General features: G+C 38.5%; 12 protein-coding genes and 2 pseudogenes. 5 read left to right on the top strand and 9 right to left on the bottom strand.

What is annotated here, in order from left to right:
* Together ADH99_RS03605 and glmU are read right to left on the bottom strand one after the other, a co-directional pair.
* On the bottom strand, nt 1-981 hold the full coding sequence (locus ADH99_RS03605; RefSeq protein WP_179944352.1) for a ribose-phosphate diphosphokinase: 981 nt from the start codon (nt 979-981) through the stop codon (nt 1-3).
* Between the two features lie 89 nt (nt 982-1070).
* The gene (glmU, locus tag ADH99_RS03610) at nt 1071-2450 is read right to left on the bottom strand and encodes a bifunctional UDP-N-acetylglucosamine diphosphorylase/glucosamine-1-phosphate N-acetyltransferase GlmU (RefSeq protein WP_049554934.1); all 1380 of its coding nucleotides are present in this window, start codon (nt 2448-2450) and stop codon (nt 1071-1073) included.
* A 274-nt stretch (nt 2451-2724) separates the two neighbouring features.
* Between glmU and ADH99_RS03615 the strand changes: the two genes are divergently transcribed.
* Nucleotides 2725-3246: a hypothetical protein gene (locus ADH99_RS03615; RefSeq protein ID WP_005607549.1), complete on the top strand. Its 522-nt coding sequence runs from the start codon at nt 2725-2727 to the stop codon at nt 3244-3246.
* Nucleotides 3247-3258: 12 nt separating this feature from the next.
* Complete coding sequence (locus ADH99_RS03620) at nt 3259-3777, top strand: transcription repressor NadR (protein ID WP_049554935.1); 519 nt, start codon at nt 3259-3261, stop codon at nt 3775-3777.
* A gap of 41 nt (nt 3778-3818) precedes the next feature.
* On the opposite strand, the gene ADH99_RS03625 is transcribed toward ADH99_RS03620, so the two are convergent.
* The 7 genes and pseudogenes from ADH99_RS03625 to ADH99_RS10105 all read right to left on the bottom strand — a co-directional run bounded on the left by ADH99_RS03625 (nt 3819) and on the right by ADH99_RS10105 (nt 14760).
* The gene (locus ADH99_RS03625) at nt 3819-4832 is read right to left on the bottom strand and encodes a DNA/RNA non-specific endonuclease (protein ID WP_049554936.1); all 1014 of its coding nucleotides are present in this window, start codon (nt 4830-4832) and stop codon (nt 3819-3821) included.
* A gap of 873 nt (nt 4833-5705) precedes the next feature.
* Nucleotides 5706-9830, bottom strand: a pseudogene (locus ADH99_RS03630) (beta-N-acetylglucosaminidase domain-containing protein); the annotation flags it as partial.
* A gap of 261 nt (nt 9831-10091) precedes the next feature.
* Nucleotides 10092-10199, bottom strand: a pseudogene (locus ADH99_RS10705) (YSIRK-type signal peptide-containing protein); the annotation flags it as partial.
* A gap of 221 nt (nt 10200-10420) precedes the next feature.
* On the bottom strand, nt 10421-10945 hold the full coding sequence (locus ADH99_RS03635) for an NUDIX domain-containing protein (RefSeq protein WP_049554982.1): 525 nt from the start codon (nt 10943-10945) through the stop codon (nt 10421-10423).
* Nucleotides 10946-10973: 28 nt separating this feature from the next.
* Entirely contained in the window at nt 10974-11204 is a 231-nt protein-coding gene (locus ADH99_RS03640; RefSeq protein ID WP_049554938.1) for a hypothetical protein, read from the bottom strand.
* Nucleotides 11205-11220: 16 nt separating this feature from the next.
* Nucleotides 11221-12522: an McrC family protein gene (locus ADH99_RS03645; RefSeq protein WP_049554939.1), complete on the bottom strand. Its 1302-nt coding sequence runs from the start codon at nt 12520-12522 to the stop codon at nt 11221-11223.
* A gap of 12 nt (nt 12523-12534) precedes the next feature.
* Nucleotides 12535-14760 carry an McrB family protein gene (locus ADH99_RS10105; protein WP_053091347.1) on the bottom strand — a complete coding sequence of 742 codons (2226 nt, stop codon included), beginning with the start codon at nt 14758-14760 and terminating at the stop codon, nt 12535-12537.
* 206 nt (nt 14761-14966) lie between these two features.
* Here ADH99_RS10105 and ADH99_RS03655 point away from each other — a divergent pair, with 206 nt between their 5' ends.
* The 3 genes from ADH99_RS03655 to ADH99_RS03665 all read left to right on the top strand — a co-directional run bounded on the left by ADH99_RS03655 (nt 14967) and on the right by ADH99_RS03665 (nt 17095).
* Nucleotides 14967-15620, top strand: a complete 654-nt coding sequence (locus tag ADH99_RS03655) for a hypothetical protein (RefSeq protein ID WP_049554940.1) — start codon at nt 14967-14969, stop codon at nt 15618-15620.
* Between the two features lie 152 nt (nt 15621-15772).
* Entirely contained in the window at nt 15773-16402 is a 630-nt protein-coding gene (locus tag ADH99_RS03660) for a hypothetical protein (protein WP_049554941.1), read from the top strand.
* Between the two features lie 36 nt (nt 16403-16438).
* Complete coding sequence (locus ADH99_RS03665) at nt 16439-17095, top strand: hypothetical protein (RefSeq protein WP_049554942.1); 657 nt, start codon at nt 16439-16441, stop codon at nt 17093-17095.
* Nucleotides 17096-17114 lie beyond the last annotated feature (19 nt).

Here is a 17114-nt window from a genome sequence, read left to right on the forward strand (position 1 = left end):
TTAATCTAAAATAGTAAATTTCTCAATAAACAACGGACTCACTGAACGGTTTTCGTGAATACGACGAATTGCTTCCGCCATTAATTGGTCCACGCTGATTTGAACAATTTTTCCACCTGTTTTTTCTGCAGGCACTTCGATTGAGTCTGTTACAACAACTTCTTTAATCACTGAGTTGTTGATACGTTCTAAAGCTGGGCCAGATAATACGGCGTGTGTACAGCAAGCATATACTTCTTCCGCACCTGCATCTTTAATCGCTTGTGCTGCAAGAGTAATGGTTCCAGCTGTATCAATCATGTCGTCGATTAATACGGCAACTTTCCCTTTGACTTCCCCGATGATATTCATCACTTCTGCCACGTTTGCTTTTGGACGACGTTTATCCACAATCGCGATAGGTGCGTGTAAGAACTCAGCCATTTTACGAGCACGAGTTACTCCACCATGGTCAGGAGAAACAACAACGATATCTTTGTCTTTAAAGTTATTTTCTAAGAAATGGTTTGCAAGTAGTGGAGCTCCTAATAAGTGATCCACTGGAATATCGAAGAAGCCTTGAATTTGAGCAGCATGTAAATCAAGTGTTAACACACGATCTGCTCCCGCTTGAGTAATCATGTTCGCAACTAATTTTGCGGTAATTGGTTCACGAGATTGTGCTTTACGGTCTTGACGAGCATATCCGTAGTAAGGAATTACAATATTAATTGTTTTTGCACTTGCACGGCGCAAAGCATCTACCATAATTAATAATTCCATTAAGTTATCATTTACTGGATAAGAAGTTGATTGAACGATGTAAACATGACATCCACGAACACTTTCATCGATGTTGATTTTAATTTCTCCATCACTGAATTGTGTCACAGACACTTTACCAAGTTCTAAACCTACTTCTTCAGCGATTTTTTCTGCTAAAGGACGATTTGAGCTTAAAGCGAATATTTTTAAATTAGGATCGGAATAATGTTCCACAATGATAACCCCCGAAGTTTATTTTATAGTTCTATAATACAGTTTTTTGCCTAATATTTGAATAATTTTGATAAACTTTTTCAAAAAATTTTTTAATCTTTTTTTCCTGACGGTAATTTTGAAGCGTAATCCTCTTTGTTCACTTGACGACTACGAGCAATGGCTAATGCTCCATTTGGAACATCTTGGGTAATGGTTGAACCCGCAGCAATGAACACGTCATCTCCAACTGTTACAGGAGCTACGATATTCGCATTACATCCAATGAATACATGGTCTCCAATTGTTGCACGGTGTTTATTTTTTCCGTCATAGTTTACAAACACTGTTCCACAACCGACATTAATGTCTTTTCCAAGGTCTGCATCTCCGACATACGTTAAGTGACCTACCTTCGTGTCGGAACCTAGTATAGAATTCTTCACTTCCACAAAGTTCCCCACATGAACACGTTCACCTAATACAGAATTTGGACGTAAGTGTGCAAATGGACCAGCATTGCTATCAACTTTCATATGAGATTCTTCGATGTTCGCTGCTACCAGACGAACGCCGTCTTCAAGAATGCTATCACGAACCACGCTGTGTGCTCCGATGAAACAGTTTGATCCGATGACTGTTTTCCCTTTTAAGACAACACCTGGTTCAATCACAGTGTCCGCACCGATTTGAACGGTTGATTCGATATACGTTGCTTCTGGGTCGATTAAAGTAACCCCGTTACGCATATGTTCTTCGTTGATACGAAGGCGCATGTATTTCTCCGCTTTTGAAAGAGCTACACGGTCGTTGACGCCCATTCCTTCGTCGAAATCTTTCATTGGGTACGCAGAAACGACTTCTCCACGTTTCTTCAAGATTTCTAATACGTCTGGTAAGTAGTACTCTCCTTGAGCGTTGTCATTACCAACTTCATGTAAAGCACTGAAAAGAGCTACGTTATCGAAGCAGTAAGTACCCGTGTTGATTTCTTTTACTTGTTGTTCTTCAGGAGTTGCGTCTTTTTGTTCTACGTTTTTAAGAACGGAACCATCAGTATCACGAATCACACGGCCGTATCCTGTTGGATCTTCTGCAATTGCTGTAAGGATGGTTGCTTTTGCCCCTGTGCGTTCATGCTCCTCCATTAACGCTGAAAGAGTTTCGCTTGTTAATAATGGAGTATCTCCACAGATGACAATCGTTGTTCCTTCTTTTCCTTGTAAGAGAGATTCTGCTTGCAAAACAGCATGTCCTGTTCCTAATTGTTCTGCTTGGACGGCATAAGAAACACGGTCTCCAAGGTGGTTTTGCACCATTTCAGCACCATGCCCAACAATCGCAACGATTTCTGTTGCTCCTGTTTTTTCAACTTGGTCTACAACGTGCTCTACCATTGGTTTTCCGCAAACGGGATGCATTACTTTGTAAAGGGAAGATTTCATACGAGTTCCTTTACCCGCAGCTAAAATAATTCCGAATTTTTGTTTCATAATAAGCTCCTTGCTCTTTGAATTTCTACCTTCTAATAGTATAGTACAATACCGTTTTTTTCAAGAAATCACTGGAAGAGGGCCTTTTATAGAATTGTGTCCAAAAATAAAGCGATACTATTGAATATAATTTTCTATGTATGCAGATACTTTTTATAGAATCAAGCGAATTATGATCGGAATTTAAGCGGAAAATTACTTTTTCCTATTGATTTATTGTATACACAGAACTATACTACTGTATATACAGTAAATAAAAAGGAGTTTTATTCTGATGAAAAATGTTCGTTTTATGACACTTACCGCACTATTAACCGCGATTGCTATTTTTATTCCTATCGCGATGCCACTGAAATTGGTGATTCCACCAGCTTCATATACCCTCGGAAGTCACGTTGCGATTTTTATTGCAATGTTTATAAATCCTTGGATGGCCATCTTTGTCGTTCTTGGATCCTCATACGGGTTCTTTATCTCTGGCGCTTATCCGCTTGTGATTGTCTTCCGTGCATTGTCACATATTCTCTTTGCGACACTTGGGGCCTTTTTCTTACAAAAGCATCCAAAGACGCTTGAAAACCGTAAAGCATCATGGATTTTCAACTTCGTCCTTGCGCTTATTCACGCAGTCGGTGAAGTATTGGCTTGTGTGCTCTTCTACTCGGTTTCAGGGACAGATCTTCAAAGCATGTTTTACGTCCTCTTCGTCTTAGTCGGATTTGGTACAGTGATTCACAGTATGGTAGACTATGAATTAGCACTAGTGGTGTATAAAGTTTTACAAAAAAGACGCTAAAAGAGGTCTACTATGCCAAAAGAAAGAAAATCTGAGTTATTAAAGCTCTTGAAAGAAGCTCCAAAACCACTCAATGGGCAAAGCTTAGCGGAACATTTCCACGTTACCCGACAAATTATCGTTCAAGACATCGCGCTTCTCCGCGCTGATGGGGTCACGATTCTATCGACGAACCGCGGATATGTCTACAAGGAACAAGAGAGCTCGCCGTACGTTCATCGCCTCTTCAAGGTCAAACACGATACCGAGGCTATCGAAAGTGAACTTCTAGCGATCGTCGATAATGGAGGTCGTGTCCAAAATATTCAAATCGACCATCCAGTCTATGGTGAAATTCAGACTCTTGTGAAACTGACCTGTCGCCGCGACGTCCAACACTTCTTGGAACAAATCCATCAAGAAGACTTCCGCCCTCTGTCATCCTTAACAGACGGCGTACATTATCATCTAGTTGAGGCTGAAAACCAACAAGACCTCGACTATATCGAAGATGCCCTCGATAAATTAGGGTATTTAGTGAAGGAAGATTAAATGAAATGAGCGCCACTCAATTTGTGTGGCGCTCATTATACTTATGGTCTGTATCTCTTTTCTTTAGACGTATGAACTTTCCCCTGGCGTTTTGCTTCTGCCTCTGTCATTTCTACAACATTCCTTTTGTTTGTGTTTGCTGGCATGTTTTCCTTATAGTACCAATAAACATCTGACTTCCCTTTTTTAGCTACATAGACTGTAATATACTCTTCTTGATTTACCGTCGTTTCAGTCACCACTTCAGTCTGAGCAACAGTAGTTTCAACTTTCTTCTTAGCAAATAATGGTTCCGCATTCCCCGTCGCATAGTCAATTTTGGCATTTGGTGATGTATTCTCTAGAATTACATGAGTTACACCATCTTCATCTGTTTTCTCTTGTTTTGTCCCAAAAGAAATCTTCATCAAAGTTCCATCACTTTTTATTCCCGCATACTGCAATTCAACTTGACGTGGAATCAATTCATCCCCTTGATAGATTGGCGTCACTTTATAATCTAACCAATCATTCGGATGCGCATTAATCCAATCCGCAAGACTATTCTCATAGAATAACATTGCAGTTTGATTTGCGGAATCCGTGTCCGACAGGCTTCCCGTATTTAATAAGGCTGTCATTGGTGTTAAATTACGTAACTCGTTATCAAGACCGCTAAATTGATACCCTACTAAGTGACCACGGTTCATGAGCCACGCTTCTTTCCCACTTCCTGAATCATCAATCAGCATCTTATAATTATGCCAACCAACTGGATCCACTCTAATTTTTGGTTCTCTCTTAGCTTTTGGCTTATCTTTAATATTCAGTTGAATATGCGCTGACGTAGAACGCTCCAGTTTATCCAGTTCTCCCAATACCAATTGTTTCTCTTTCTTAAAAGGAAGCAAAGAATCTGGTAATTTAGCAGGTGCCACTGTCGTAGTTTCAACTGTTGTCACTTTCACTACCGTCTCTGTCGTTGACTTCGCATCTTCTTTATGCCCCCCACATGCTGCTAAAGAAACACCAGCCAGAATCAATAACCCCAATTTCCAATTCGAACGAATTTTCACCCTAATTCCCCCTAATATACTTTATTAAAAAAACCCTAATTAGTTTCAGTATAGACCTCCCTCAACTCGAATACAATAGTGGTTTTGACTTATTTTTGAGTTATCCCATTACAAAATATACCTTGCGAAGATGTTTTCTGAATCTATATGAAAAGACCTAGCTTTTTCAGCTAGGTCTTTCTCTTACTGTCTTACTTTTTAAGATTACGCTTCTTCTTTTCCTTTTTTATAGAACAATGTTCCAAGGGCAAGCGCTAAACTTGTGACAAAGAGAGAAGTGTTTGCATCACTTGTTCCAGTAGCTGGAAGTTGATTTGCAACAGCTCCATTGACGGTTTCAGGTTTAGCAACTGGCTTTTCACCTGCTGGAGTCGTTCTACCTGGTTCTCCGAAAGCTACAGCTGGAGGTGTAGAAGGAGTTGTAGGAGTCCCCGGCGTTACTGGCGATGTTGGACTCGTCGGTGCCGTTGGTGTTGTCGGTGCTGTTGGGTTCGCTACAGCAACGGCTCCTTTATACACAACTGCGTAAATACTGAAGTGAGTCGTATTAAAGGTTACTTTTCCATCTTTTTGAGTAAACGTTAAAGCTTCCAATCGTTTTTCAGGAGTAATGTAGTAAATCGTTTCTACTTCCGCATCAGCTTTCACTGGAACCGTCACAGCAACTGTTCCATTTGGCTGAACAGAGCCGCCTGCTTTTCCTCCTAAACGAATATCATACGCATCATATTTTTTGCCATCCAATGTTTGAGCAAGAACTTTTTGAACTGCTAAGTCTTTCACTGGCTCTAGTGCCGTGGTTGACCCCGAAATCATCACACCTGTAGCCTCGTCTTTCAACTCTCGTTTAGCAACCGTTGAATCAATTGGCGTTAGTGGCTTTACTGGTTTGTCTGGTTCAGGCTGTTGAATTTCATCTGGAGTGACTGCTTTAGTAAAGGTTGATAATTCGTAGAACTCTGCAGGTCCACCTTCCCAAGAAACTTTCACGTCAAGAATTCGTGGATTTTCTCCTGGAAGTGCAAATGTTTGGAAGCTAGATTTTACTTTACCCAGTTCTTTCCACACAGATTCTCCTGCTTCATTCAATGTACGCACTTTGACTTTTACAGTGGTTCCTTCTGGGACATCTGCAATTAACCGAACGTGATTTACAGCTGTTTCTTCTGATAAGTGGTAAACCAGTTCTCCCTTATTCTCTGTTGTCGCATAACTAGTTAATACATTTCCATCCGTTAAAAGTTTCTTCAAGTTATCTTTGTCTTCTGTTCCACTTCCTGTCACTGTAGGATTATTTTCAGGATTGATAAACTCACCATCATTGATTTCGATTTCGCTAAAGCCTAAGAAACGTGCATTATAATCCGCTGTAAAGAGCACACGCATAAACTTAGCAGTAACTGGTTTATCCAGAACTCCTTCAATATAACGGTTTCCAGGTTTAGCCGCATCATGTGTCCAACCATCCGTTAGAGAGTTGTCACGAATTTCATTTTCGACCCCGTCACCCACTGTAACCACATCGGTCCAGTTCTTACCATCTTCACTGACTTGGATCTTACCATCTCGTAAATAATTCCGTTCCGCATCTTGGATGTATGCACGAATCTTCTTCACTTGACGAGTGGTACCGAGTTTCATCACGATTTCACCATTTTTACGTTGATAATCGGAAAACTCAACGAAATTGTTGTAATCTCCATCAAATAATTGACCTATATTGTGAATGCGACGTACGTCATTTGCTCCATAATATTGGTGGATGCCCATTGTGGTTGATTGAAGTTCGGTTGGTTCCACTTCTTTTGTCTTCACAATTAACTTACCAGCAGGAAGCGCTTGGTCTTTATCCGTCTTATTCACGAGACGAACATAACGAACGAAGGTATGTTCTGGCAATTCGTCTGCACGATACCATTCGACTTCATTGGCAGAGTACTCTAGTGTTAATCCTGTTTCTCCTGCATCTTCCAGAGTAATCGAAGAAGCTTCATGTAGGCGGTCTAATTTCATTCCAAGATATCCATTTGCTGGAATATTGGTTCCTTGAGGTAATGTCATTTCATAACGTCCACGGCTATCAGCGACTGGCGTTTCCTTCAAGCTATCCACACTTGTAACGGTCAAATCCGTATTTGGAGTGAAAACATCTACCGTGAAGTCCGCGATTCTCCACCATTTATTCAAGGTTTGTGTATTGCGAACACGCACAAATTGCGCTGTAAATTCTTTGATAATATCACTCGTTCTTTCTCCAGCTAATGTTTGAAGCGTCGTCCAATCAGTTCCGTCTGTCGAATATTCGATGACACCCGCTGCTAATTTATCGCGTTCTCCTTGAACAAGGTGTACTCGTTTAATAGCTTTTGCTGCCCCTAAATCCATTTGTACCCAAGCATTTTCTGGGGTGACATTGGTTTGGTTTGCATGTGCCATCATAGATTCTGTTGTCGCATTTCCATCTTGCATTTGAACGACACTAGTTCCATATTTATACACTAGATTAGAACTTAAGGTGATATTTGCTTTTACCTTCTTGCTACCCGTTTCTAGTGGTCGATTGACGGCAATTTCGCGCATGGCAAGCCACGCATTATCCTTTTTAGCAGTTGCACGCATTCGAACGGCTTGTGCAGTAATATCTAGATTATTAAACTCAAGGGTACGCTCTCTACCTGTATAGGCGGGAGTCGTGAGCGCTACCCAATCCCCTTGCTCATTTTGATATTCAACAACGGCATTACCGAATGTGTAGTTATCGGCCGTCTTGGTTCCTGTGGCAAATCCGAGCGTATGAATCTTAATCGCTTTGTTGAAACGTAATCCCACATAGTCATCTCGTTCAATTACGGTTGTCGTCTTCACGATTACATGTGTATCGTAGTCCCCGTCTGTGACTTCAGCTAGTCCACCTTCAGCACCTGCACGGTTTGTAATAAATGTAGTTACCAGTTTATCTGGGCGAAGCATCGTCTGAATATGCGTTGCTAAATATTCTTTTAGATTATTAATAAACGGACGAATATGTTGAACTCCAAATTCAGCACGTTCATAGTGATCTACATAGAAGAATGCATAACTAATGGATTGGTCATAATGCTTCAATCCTGCGTAGTAGTTATCCCACACTTTCGCATCATTCTTTTCTGCCAGTCCTTCTGTTGCCGTTAAGAGGGCTTCGAGCGCATTCATTTGGTCTACTGTATTGTCCAACCAATAGTGAATTTGGTGAATGAGTTTCTTATCCCCTTTTTCTTTTAGAAGAATCGCGTCAGCTTTCAATTGGGCAAAAATTTCTTTTAATTCTTTTCTTTCTGCATCTAAGTTTTGACCTGACTTCAATTTGTTATAAAAGGCGGTCAATTTAGGTGCAAGCTCTACTGACTCTTCTAATTTTGTAACATGAGGAGGTCTGTTTTGGTTTCGCATATGTTTTCCAAGTTCTCGGAAGGCTTTAGAAACTTCACTGTCTTTAAAATTACCATTGACCACATAGTTAAAGGCGGTGTCATTAATTTGTTCTGCTTCTTGTGCACTTCTCCATTGCTTCCAGCCATATTGAGCCATGTCAAAAAGCGCTACTTTGGAAGCTTCTGATTGTTGCATTGGATTCAGCATAATTCCATTCGAAAGCGACAAATCAACATTTGGATGCAAGAATTTTTCTCCGCCACCAAGAATTAAGTGTTGTTTTGTATTGTCATTACATGGCCAGTTAATCCAGAAGTGAATTGGACGATATTTCTTTCCACCTTCTGTCAAATTTCGTTTCAAGTTTGTTAAGAAGGTTTGGTCCACAGCTCCCCATACTTTCCCCCCTGTCAACGTTAAATGGACTGTTTCTGGAAGATGTTCGTTAAGTGTGCGAAGTTCATCTTCTGTCCCTTGTCCCATATACCAAGCAGGTACAAAAATCATATCTTTACGAAGACCGCTATATGTTTTTTGTTTTTCCGTTAACCAATCTGTCAAATCACGCATTAAACGGATATAGCTATTGTATCCACCGACTGGCCAAGCAGCATCATCGGCAAGCACCCCAAATTCACGAACCCCTGCATCGAGTAATTGTGTAAATTTATTTTTGATGACAGAAAGATCTTCTTTATATTTCTCGTCGTTTTCAAAGCGCATTTTGTTATGCATGAATGGATGGATTGTCCATACATAGCGTGTCTTCGTTTCATTTCCGACACGAGCTAAGTCCCGAATTTCTCCTAGTTTTTCCTCTGGGTATAAGTCGCGCCACTTTTTGTTGTGATATGGATCGTCTTTTGGTGCGAAGTAGTATTGCGTTAATTTTAAGTCGCCACCATATTTCATTAAATCTTCCCGGTTTTCCTTCGTCCAAGGATTGCCATAATATCCTTCAATAAACCCACGATTTTTCACTTCTGCATAGTCTTCTACCGTCACATCACGAAGAACAGGAGTTGGTGAATCTTTGAGCATATGTTTCAAGGTTGTAAGGCCAAAGAACACCGCGTCTGTGTCTTTTCCGACAATGGATATTTTATTGTTTTTGACTTGTAAAACATAGGCGTCAATTTTATTGTATAAATCTTTCGAAACATCTTGAACTTCTTTTTCAGCTAGTGAAGATTCCCCATGAACCCCTAGGAAGATATTCGTAGCGCCTTCTGCTTCTTTTGCACTTGTTGTATAAGAAACTTGATTCGCTTGTAAAATCTCTTTCGCACGATTACGTGTATAGATATCTAAACTATCGCTAAATACCAGATTTACTTTCCCTTCTAGTGCAGTTACCCCTTCTCCATAGGTGACCTTTTGTGGTGTTGGGAAAACGGTATATTCCTTTTTCGTCACTTCTTTTTTCGCAGCGTCAATTTCTTCTCTCGTTGCTGGCTTATCTGCTGTAAATTGGTCGGCTTTCTCCACCGTTCCATTTACTTCACGTGGCTTCGTTGTTGCTTCTGTTGCTGTATTCGGTGTCGTTGTTGTTGGAGCTTCTGTAGCAGTTGTCTCTTCAGTTGGTTTTGCCTGCGTTGCAACGGTTGTCACTTCTGCTTCAGTTGGCTTAGCTGTTTCTTCTTTTGAAGGTTGATTTTCCCCAGTCTCAGATGCGGCTGCTCCTTCTTTTGGAGCAGCGGAAGCTTCCTCTTCAGCTTTGTTTGCTTGCCCCTCTTTTTCTGCCTTTTCAATCGCTTTTAATACTTCGTCCGGCAATTGGTTTAAGGAAGGTGCCTCACTAATAGCCCCATTTTCGGTGCTTGGTTCCCCTTCTACCTCTGCTGCTAAAGCAACCGGAGATGCAAAAAAAGTAGCCCCAATCATTACTGAAGCGACTCCTACTGAAAATTTGCGAATACTGTACTTACATTTTTTATCAAAAAATCTCTTACCCATAAGATTTTCGACTTCCTTTCGTTTTATTTTTAGTAAGCGTTTGCAACAAAACCTAAAACAATCCCTAACCTTATTGTTTACCGATTTATATGCACCTTTAATATAGCAAAACCAACTGGTAGTTACAAGTTGAATTTGTGATTTTATTAAGAAAATATTCGATAAAAAAAGTAACCATGAATAGGCTTCCCCTACTATGATTACTTTTTCTTCTTTTCATTTTATTTTACGCTAATTAACCACTCTTTCGCCCATTCAAGAACCGGTAATTCACGGTTTGCAAGAAGCGCTCCCCATGGTTTAGAAGCACACTTTTGATACTCAGAAACAGCCTCTTCATAAGTCATCTTTAATGTCGACAATTGAAATTCCTCTTGTTCTTCCGGAGTCATCTCGGTTTCTCCGAAAGACTTGATCTGGCAAAGATAGTAATGATTTAAATTATGACGGTGAATCTGATTATAGTAGTCGCTGACTAGACCAATTTTACAAAGGACCTCTACCTTAACACCCAGTTCTTCCTTTAGTTCCCGGTGGATGGCTTCTTCTGTTGACTCCCCTTCTTCCACGCCCCCTCCAGCTGTTTCAATAAAAACGCCAGTCCCGAAGATATCATCGCGGTGTACCCGCACGAAGTAAAAATATCCCTCTTTGTCTATCACGATTGCTCGCACGATTTTTCGATCATGCGTAATCGTTGTCTTCTCCCACTGCGTATCTTCTAATGTTAATGCTAATTCCTTCACTGCCAAACTCACTTTCTATAGTATTCCTCTACGTAAATATCATTAATAACACAAATAGTACAAGCAATCCAATCCCTAGGATTAACTCAACTTGCCCAACTCGAATCGCATCTGCATCCTTTTGGCTCCCCGCCTTCTTCCGTGCTTTGAAATCATTGATGAGCCCATACTGCCTTTTGAACACGATGAGATATCCGAACGTTGAAAACGTGATTCCTAGTGAGAATAAGATTAATTTTAGAAATAGTATGTTTATCATCTCAAAACTAATATACTTAAGCTTTAATTTCTCTCAATAGTTCTTTGATACTCTTTTTAATCTCTGAAACATCAACAAAGAAGATATGGATTTTTGTATCCTCATCTCTAAATTCAATGATTCTATTTTCTAACTCGTTCACTCTTGGATATAACACCCAAACCTTATTCGCATTATATTTTTTCGAATATGCATACATTTGATACATATCCGTCTGAGATATACCATAGTTTTCTTGTGGAGAATCATATAATCGTTTCCACTTGGTATCCATAATAATGGTATTTTCTTCTTTATCCTTAACAACGATATCCGGTCTTAACGAAAATATATTACGATTTTCTTCTTTCAGTAAATATCTACCCGTATCTTGAGTAGATACTGAATAGTGTTCTCTTTCGAAAATATCTACGATATGCATCGATACAAATGATTCGTATACTTTTTCCATCGGGAATAATAAAGCACGTGCCTTATTATCTCCAGAAAAGATCGAGAAACTCTTATTCATCAAGAATACTTTGCTCCAAGCCAGAATTTCTTCATAATCCTTTGTAGTTCGGTCAATCTGAACCTCGTCAAAATCACTTGCATAATTCCAAGAGGGAGCCACCAAATCAAAATAGATTAATTGTTGTCGAATGGATTTTAAGTTATTAGAACTCGTACTGATTTTCTGTAATTTTAATAACGTCGATTTTATCAATCGATTCTCAGGTCGATTTAAATTAAATTCATCGTAAGCCAGGCTGAATCTTTCTGCATGTCCGATATTTTCTTTAAGGTGTCGATTAACCAATAATTTCCCTTTAAAGACGTTCAACGTATCTTCTTGAGAAATATATGCAGATTTCAATCCTTTACGGGTAAGTAAAGATAATTGATACAGATACATATTAATAAAAATCTCATATAGATTAACACTCTCTGTTCTTAAATTTGCAGAACTAAACACTTTCCCTGGGAAATCTTTCATAGTCTTTAACATATCTATAAATACTTCTTCTGTAGTTTTCCCTGTATCGTTCGTACCAAAATCTACTTTTGGAAGAATCTGAATCTGACATCCGCTTTCTAGCTGTATGAGACCTACAAAATTCTTTGCTTGAATGACATTTCCTATTCCTTTGACAGTTCTAGCTCTTAGAAAATCTAGAGGATTCCCTTCATCATCTGTACTCTCTTGATTTCGAATAAAATCGTCTAGTTCTTTAAAATATCTTTCTGAGAGATAATGGATGTTATCTCCTGTTTCGGCATAGCTGTTATTCGATGTGATAAACTCAAACTCTTTAATGGATAATAATTTATCATTCATACAATCACCCGACTAGTTCTCTTGTTGAGGCAAAAGAATCCCTTGATAACTTTCAATTTTACCTAAAGCATCCTCGTTCAATGAGTACACAGCTGTACTTTCTAATCTAATAGACTCCCCAAACAATTCTTTTGGTGCAATGTTTATTTTTTTAATAAATTGGAATTGCTCATCTTTTTTATGATTATCACCCAGCACAAGGCGAATTTTTTCATAATCATCGTAGAAATACTCTTGTAATAGAGGAATGATTGAATTTTTAAAGATAGCAGCTAATCGCTCAATTGAGTTTGAATTATCATTTTTCAGAGAGGTGAAAAAGGCATGTCCAATTGTATGTTCTCTATCAAATAGAAATTCAATTCTTCGATTGATAATATCTAAGACATTACCAATATTAACTTCTTTCTCATTTTGACGAATTACAACATCTTTAATGGTTCTGCAATCTGGCATCATTTCTATGAAGTTGAATCTTCTACGCAATGCTGTATCCATCAATGCAATGGATCTATCTGCCGTATTCATTGTTCCTAGAATATAAACATTTTTTGGAACTCCGAACTCTTCCTGAGAATATGGTAAGAAAGCACTCAACCCCTCTGTTTCACCTTTTCTCTTTGTTTCCTCAATTAAAGTGATTAACTCGCCAAATATTTTAGAAATATTTCCTCGATTGATTTCATCAATAATAAAGACACAAGGTTTATCAACGTGAACAGATTCTTCACAGAATTCCTTAAATACTCCAGGGACTATTTCATATTCTATTGATTTCTTCTCTTCCTCTCCTGCCATTACGGGTCTAATTCCTTCAATAAACTCCTCATACCCATACGATTGATGAAAGGTTGTAAAGGCAATTCTTCCCTCAGCTTTTAATGTATTGAATCTTTCTAACACTTCTCCGTAAGGTTTTTCTTCCAATTCTTCAATGGGAACATCATCACAGATTGCAACTGAATAGTAGGCAGTATAGTACGTTTTCCCCGTTCCTGGAGGACCATATAATATGGTGTTTTTTGCGATATCATTTCCTGATTGATTTGAATTATATATCGTTTCTGATTCTTCATTTATCATCAAACTGCCCTCTTTTTCTTTAATTCTGTTTTCTCTAACTTCTAAAATATGTTCATAGTAAGGCATTAGTTCAGCAATTGCTTGAACAGTTTGCATTAAAATGTCTGAGGTGTTCTGTTCTTTATATGGTCCTGTTATTTCCTTAACGATTTGAACTTTTTCTAATTGATCAAGTTCCTTACGTACTTCCTCTGCATCAATACCAAATTTTTTGAATGTATCCGTATATCTAGATTTCACACTTGCTTGATAATACAAGTTGTCAGTTTTTTTGATAGGAATATCTAGAATACTATTGTGAATTTTATAAACTTCTTTTTCAGAAAAAATAGAATCCTTTTTACACTGAGAATCTTTTGCTTCAACTCTGACAGATAGAGTTACTCCCTTTCGCTTGTTATATTCTGGATATGCATTCATTGAAATAGAAATACTATGCGCTAAGTCATCGTAGCCGACTTTCTTAAATTCTATCCAAAAGTACTTCATCAGCCTTCCAGAATTTTGCCAACCAGTTGATTTTCCCATCGTATAACCAGGGATTAACTTCTCAATAAATTTCCCATATTTGTTAAATGCTTGATAAGCTGTTTGCCCAACTTTTTTTATTTCTTCCATTTCTGATTTTTTGTCACCTGCTTTTTCAGGATCGCTGTAAATTCTTCTGCAATCATTTTTCAAAAAAGTATATAAAGCTTCAAAATCAATGCGAGTGGTTGGAATTGATTTTACTTGTTGAAAAACTTTCTCTAAATTATTTATATATTCTTCTTTGATTTCGATACCTGAAGATTGTGGTCTCCATGTTTGCTTCGGAAACACGCTTTCTAGTAATTCAAGCGAAATATAATTATTATCAATTTCATCCATTAACCAATCAAATTTAACGTCAATATGATTCGTTTTCTGTCCTTCTTCAGCCTTCTTAGAATCATAATGAGGCGCTTCATATGAAGCTTTTTCAACATGTCCGTGGCCAATGATTCCCACTTTGGTTTTTAATAAGAATACTTGGTCCCCTACATTTGGTTGTTTACTACTACTCGTCCACGGTTCAATGACTGTCTTACCTTCTTTTACAGCTTGCACCTTTTCCTTATAATCAGGCCAGTTCCAATTATCTGGATTCCAAGTTAATAAATAAGCCTTATTCACTCTTAATTTCCTCCCACTTATATCTATAATCAAATGATAACGATTTTTTTAATTATAATTCATCATATCGCTTAAGGGAATAGGAATTAGTCATAAAACAACAAGAGTATGTATTAGTTTTTCTTGTAATATTAAATGCACTTTTAAACTCAAAAGGAAAATGGTAAAATAACCGTGTGACAACAACATTAAGGAGAACAATCATAATGAAAAACAAAATTTTATTAGGCTCTGTTACTGTTCTTTCTGCACTTGTGTTTGCAGCATGCGGTAACTCTACTAAAGAAACAAAAGAAACGACGACCGTACAAACAACGGAAGCTGTTAAAGAAACAACTACGCAAGCAACCACTCAAGCGACGACAACAACAGGAGCTTCTTCGGAAGAAAAAGAAATCTCACTCAATGACACTCAACGTGTTGGACGAGACGATGCTGGATACGTCAATGTTCCTAAAGATTGGGTCAACTTTAAAGATGTGAATGGTGGACCACAATTCCAGTACTCAGCACTCGATGGGTACAACATTATTACATTAAATGGATTCACTCAAGATCAAGCAAAACCTGGTGAAGGAGAAACTTGGGGAGCAGAGATGATTGCCAATCGTCTAGCGGCTAACTGGAGTGGTCAACAAAATGTTGATAAAATCCAAGGTACTAAAACAAAAGTATCCGGAATGGATGCTTACCTCTTACAACTCTTAATGAAAGACGGAAAATACTACTTTACTTGGATTTTCGAAAAAGGGGATAAAGTCTATACCGCTTCTTTTGAAGGAGACAAAAAGACGATTGTAACGATGATTTCACTTATCGAACAAACTTGGGGTCTAGATCCTAAGAATCCCGGAAAATAATCACTAACAACCTAAAAGAGACTAATCCACGCGATTAGTCTCTTTTGTGATACCCTATCTTTCCTCATCCTTTGAAAATGTTTTTTATTTAAATTCAATCTGCTAAGTGATATAAAACAAATATAATAAATCTGTTGAGGAGAACAATTATCTTGAAAAATAAAATTTTATTAGGTTCCGTAACGCTTCTATCTGCGTTAATGGTAGCGGCTTGCGGGAACGGCGAAAAGAAAGCAACGGAGACAACAGCAGCACCAACAACCCAAGCAAACACAACTGCAACTGTAACGACTACAACAACTGCTGGGGCTTCATCTGACGTAAAAGAAATCTCACTTGCAGACACTCAACGAATCGGGAATGCTGATACTGGTTATCTCAATATCCCTAAAGACTGGATCAAGAATAGCGAAACTAAAGTACAATATGTTTCACCAGATCAGTATAATGCTGTGGTGCTATACAATTTTACTAAAGATAAAGTAGAACTTGGAAGCGGTGAAACATTTGGTGCAGAGTTAATGGCTAATCGTACATACGCTAAGTTAAAAAACTCAAAAGAGGTCGACCAAATAAAAGGTGTAAAAGCCAAATTCGCTGGCGAGGAGGCTTTCTTACTTAAAGTCCTATTTACAGACGGTAAATACTACCTCTGTTGGTTTTTCCAAAAAGGTGAGATAATATACGCCATCGAAGTCGAAGGTTCTGAGGATATGCTTAATGCTTTAAGACCTGTTATCGAACAGACATGGAGCTTAGAGGCAAAAACTCCCGGACAATAATCAAAAATCTGAACTAAATGAAGGAGATTAATTATTATGAAAAACAAAATTTTATTAGGTTCTGTTACGCTTCTATCCGCATTAATGGTAGCGGCTTGCGGGAACGGCGAAAAGAAAGCAATAGATACTGTTGCAACACCAACTACTGAAGTCGCTAAAGAAACTACGGCTACACAAACTACAACTACTCCAACAACAACTGCTGGCGCTTCTTCTACTACTAAAGAAGTTTCACTTTCGGATACTCAACGCGTTGGCCGTGAAGCATCTGGTTATGTCAATGTTCCTAAAGATTGGGTCGCATACCAAGATAAAAATACTGGTTCTCAATTCCAGTTTTCTTCACCAGATAAATACAATGTATTATCAATGAACTCGTACACTAAAGACTCTGTCAAACTTGCTAACGGAGAAACCTTTGGCGCAGAGTTAATTGCGAATCGTTTGTATGACCACTGGCAAAATGACAAACAACAGACTAGTCTACAAGGCTCAAGAGCTAAATTTGCTGGAGAGGATGCCTACTTAATGAAAATTGCATTCTCTGATGGTAAATACATGTACGAATGGGTCGTTCAAAAAGGTGATAAAGTGTACGCTATCGCAATAGAAGGTACAGCGGATACGATAAATAATTTAAGACCAATTTTAGAACAATCATTTGGCTTAGATCCAAAAACTCCTGGAAAATAATCACGACTTGCATACTAAA

Source organism: Granulicatella sp. 572.rep1_STHE, from assembly GCF_001073445.1.
In the GTDB taxonomy this organism is placed as follows: Bacteria; Bacillota; Bacilli; order Lactobacillales; family Aerococcaceae; genus Granulicatella; species Granulicatella adiacens.

Bases quoted from the DNA above. Each gene is read 5' to 3' on its own strand.
- glmU (WP_049554934.1), bottom strand. From the start codon at position 2,450: ATGAAACAAAAATTCGGAATTATTTTAGCTGCGGGTAAAGGAACTCGT.
- ADH99_RS03615 (WP_005607549.1), top strand. From the start codon at position 2,725: ATGAAAAATGTTCGTTTTATGACACTTACCGCACTATTAACCGCGATT.
- ADH99_RS03620 (WP_049554935.1), top strand. From the start codon at position 3,259: ATGCCAAAAGAAAGAAAATCTGAGTTATTAAAGCTCTTGAAAGAAGCT.
- ADH99_RS03640 (WP_049554938.1), bottom strand. From the start codon at position 11,204: ATGATAAACATACTATTTCTAAAATTAATCTTATTCTCACTAGGAATC.
- ADH99_RS03645 (WP_049554939.1), bottom strand. From the start codon at position 12,522: ATGAATGATAAATTATTATCCATTAAAGAGTTTGAGTTTATCACATCG.
- ADH99_RS03655 (WP_049554940.1), top strand. From the start codon at position 14,967: ATGAAAAACAAAATTTTATTAGGCTCTGTTACTGTTCTTTCTGCACTT.
- ADH99_RS03665 (WP_049554942.1), top strand. From the start codon at position 16,439: ATGAAAAACAAAATTTTATTAGGTTCTGTTACGCTTCTATCCGCATTA.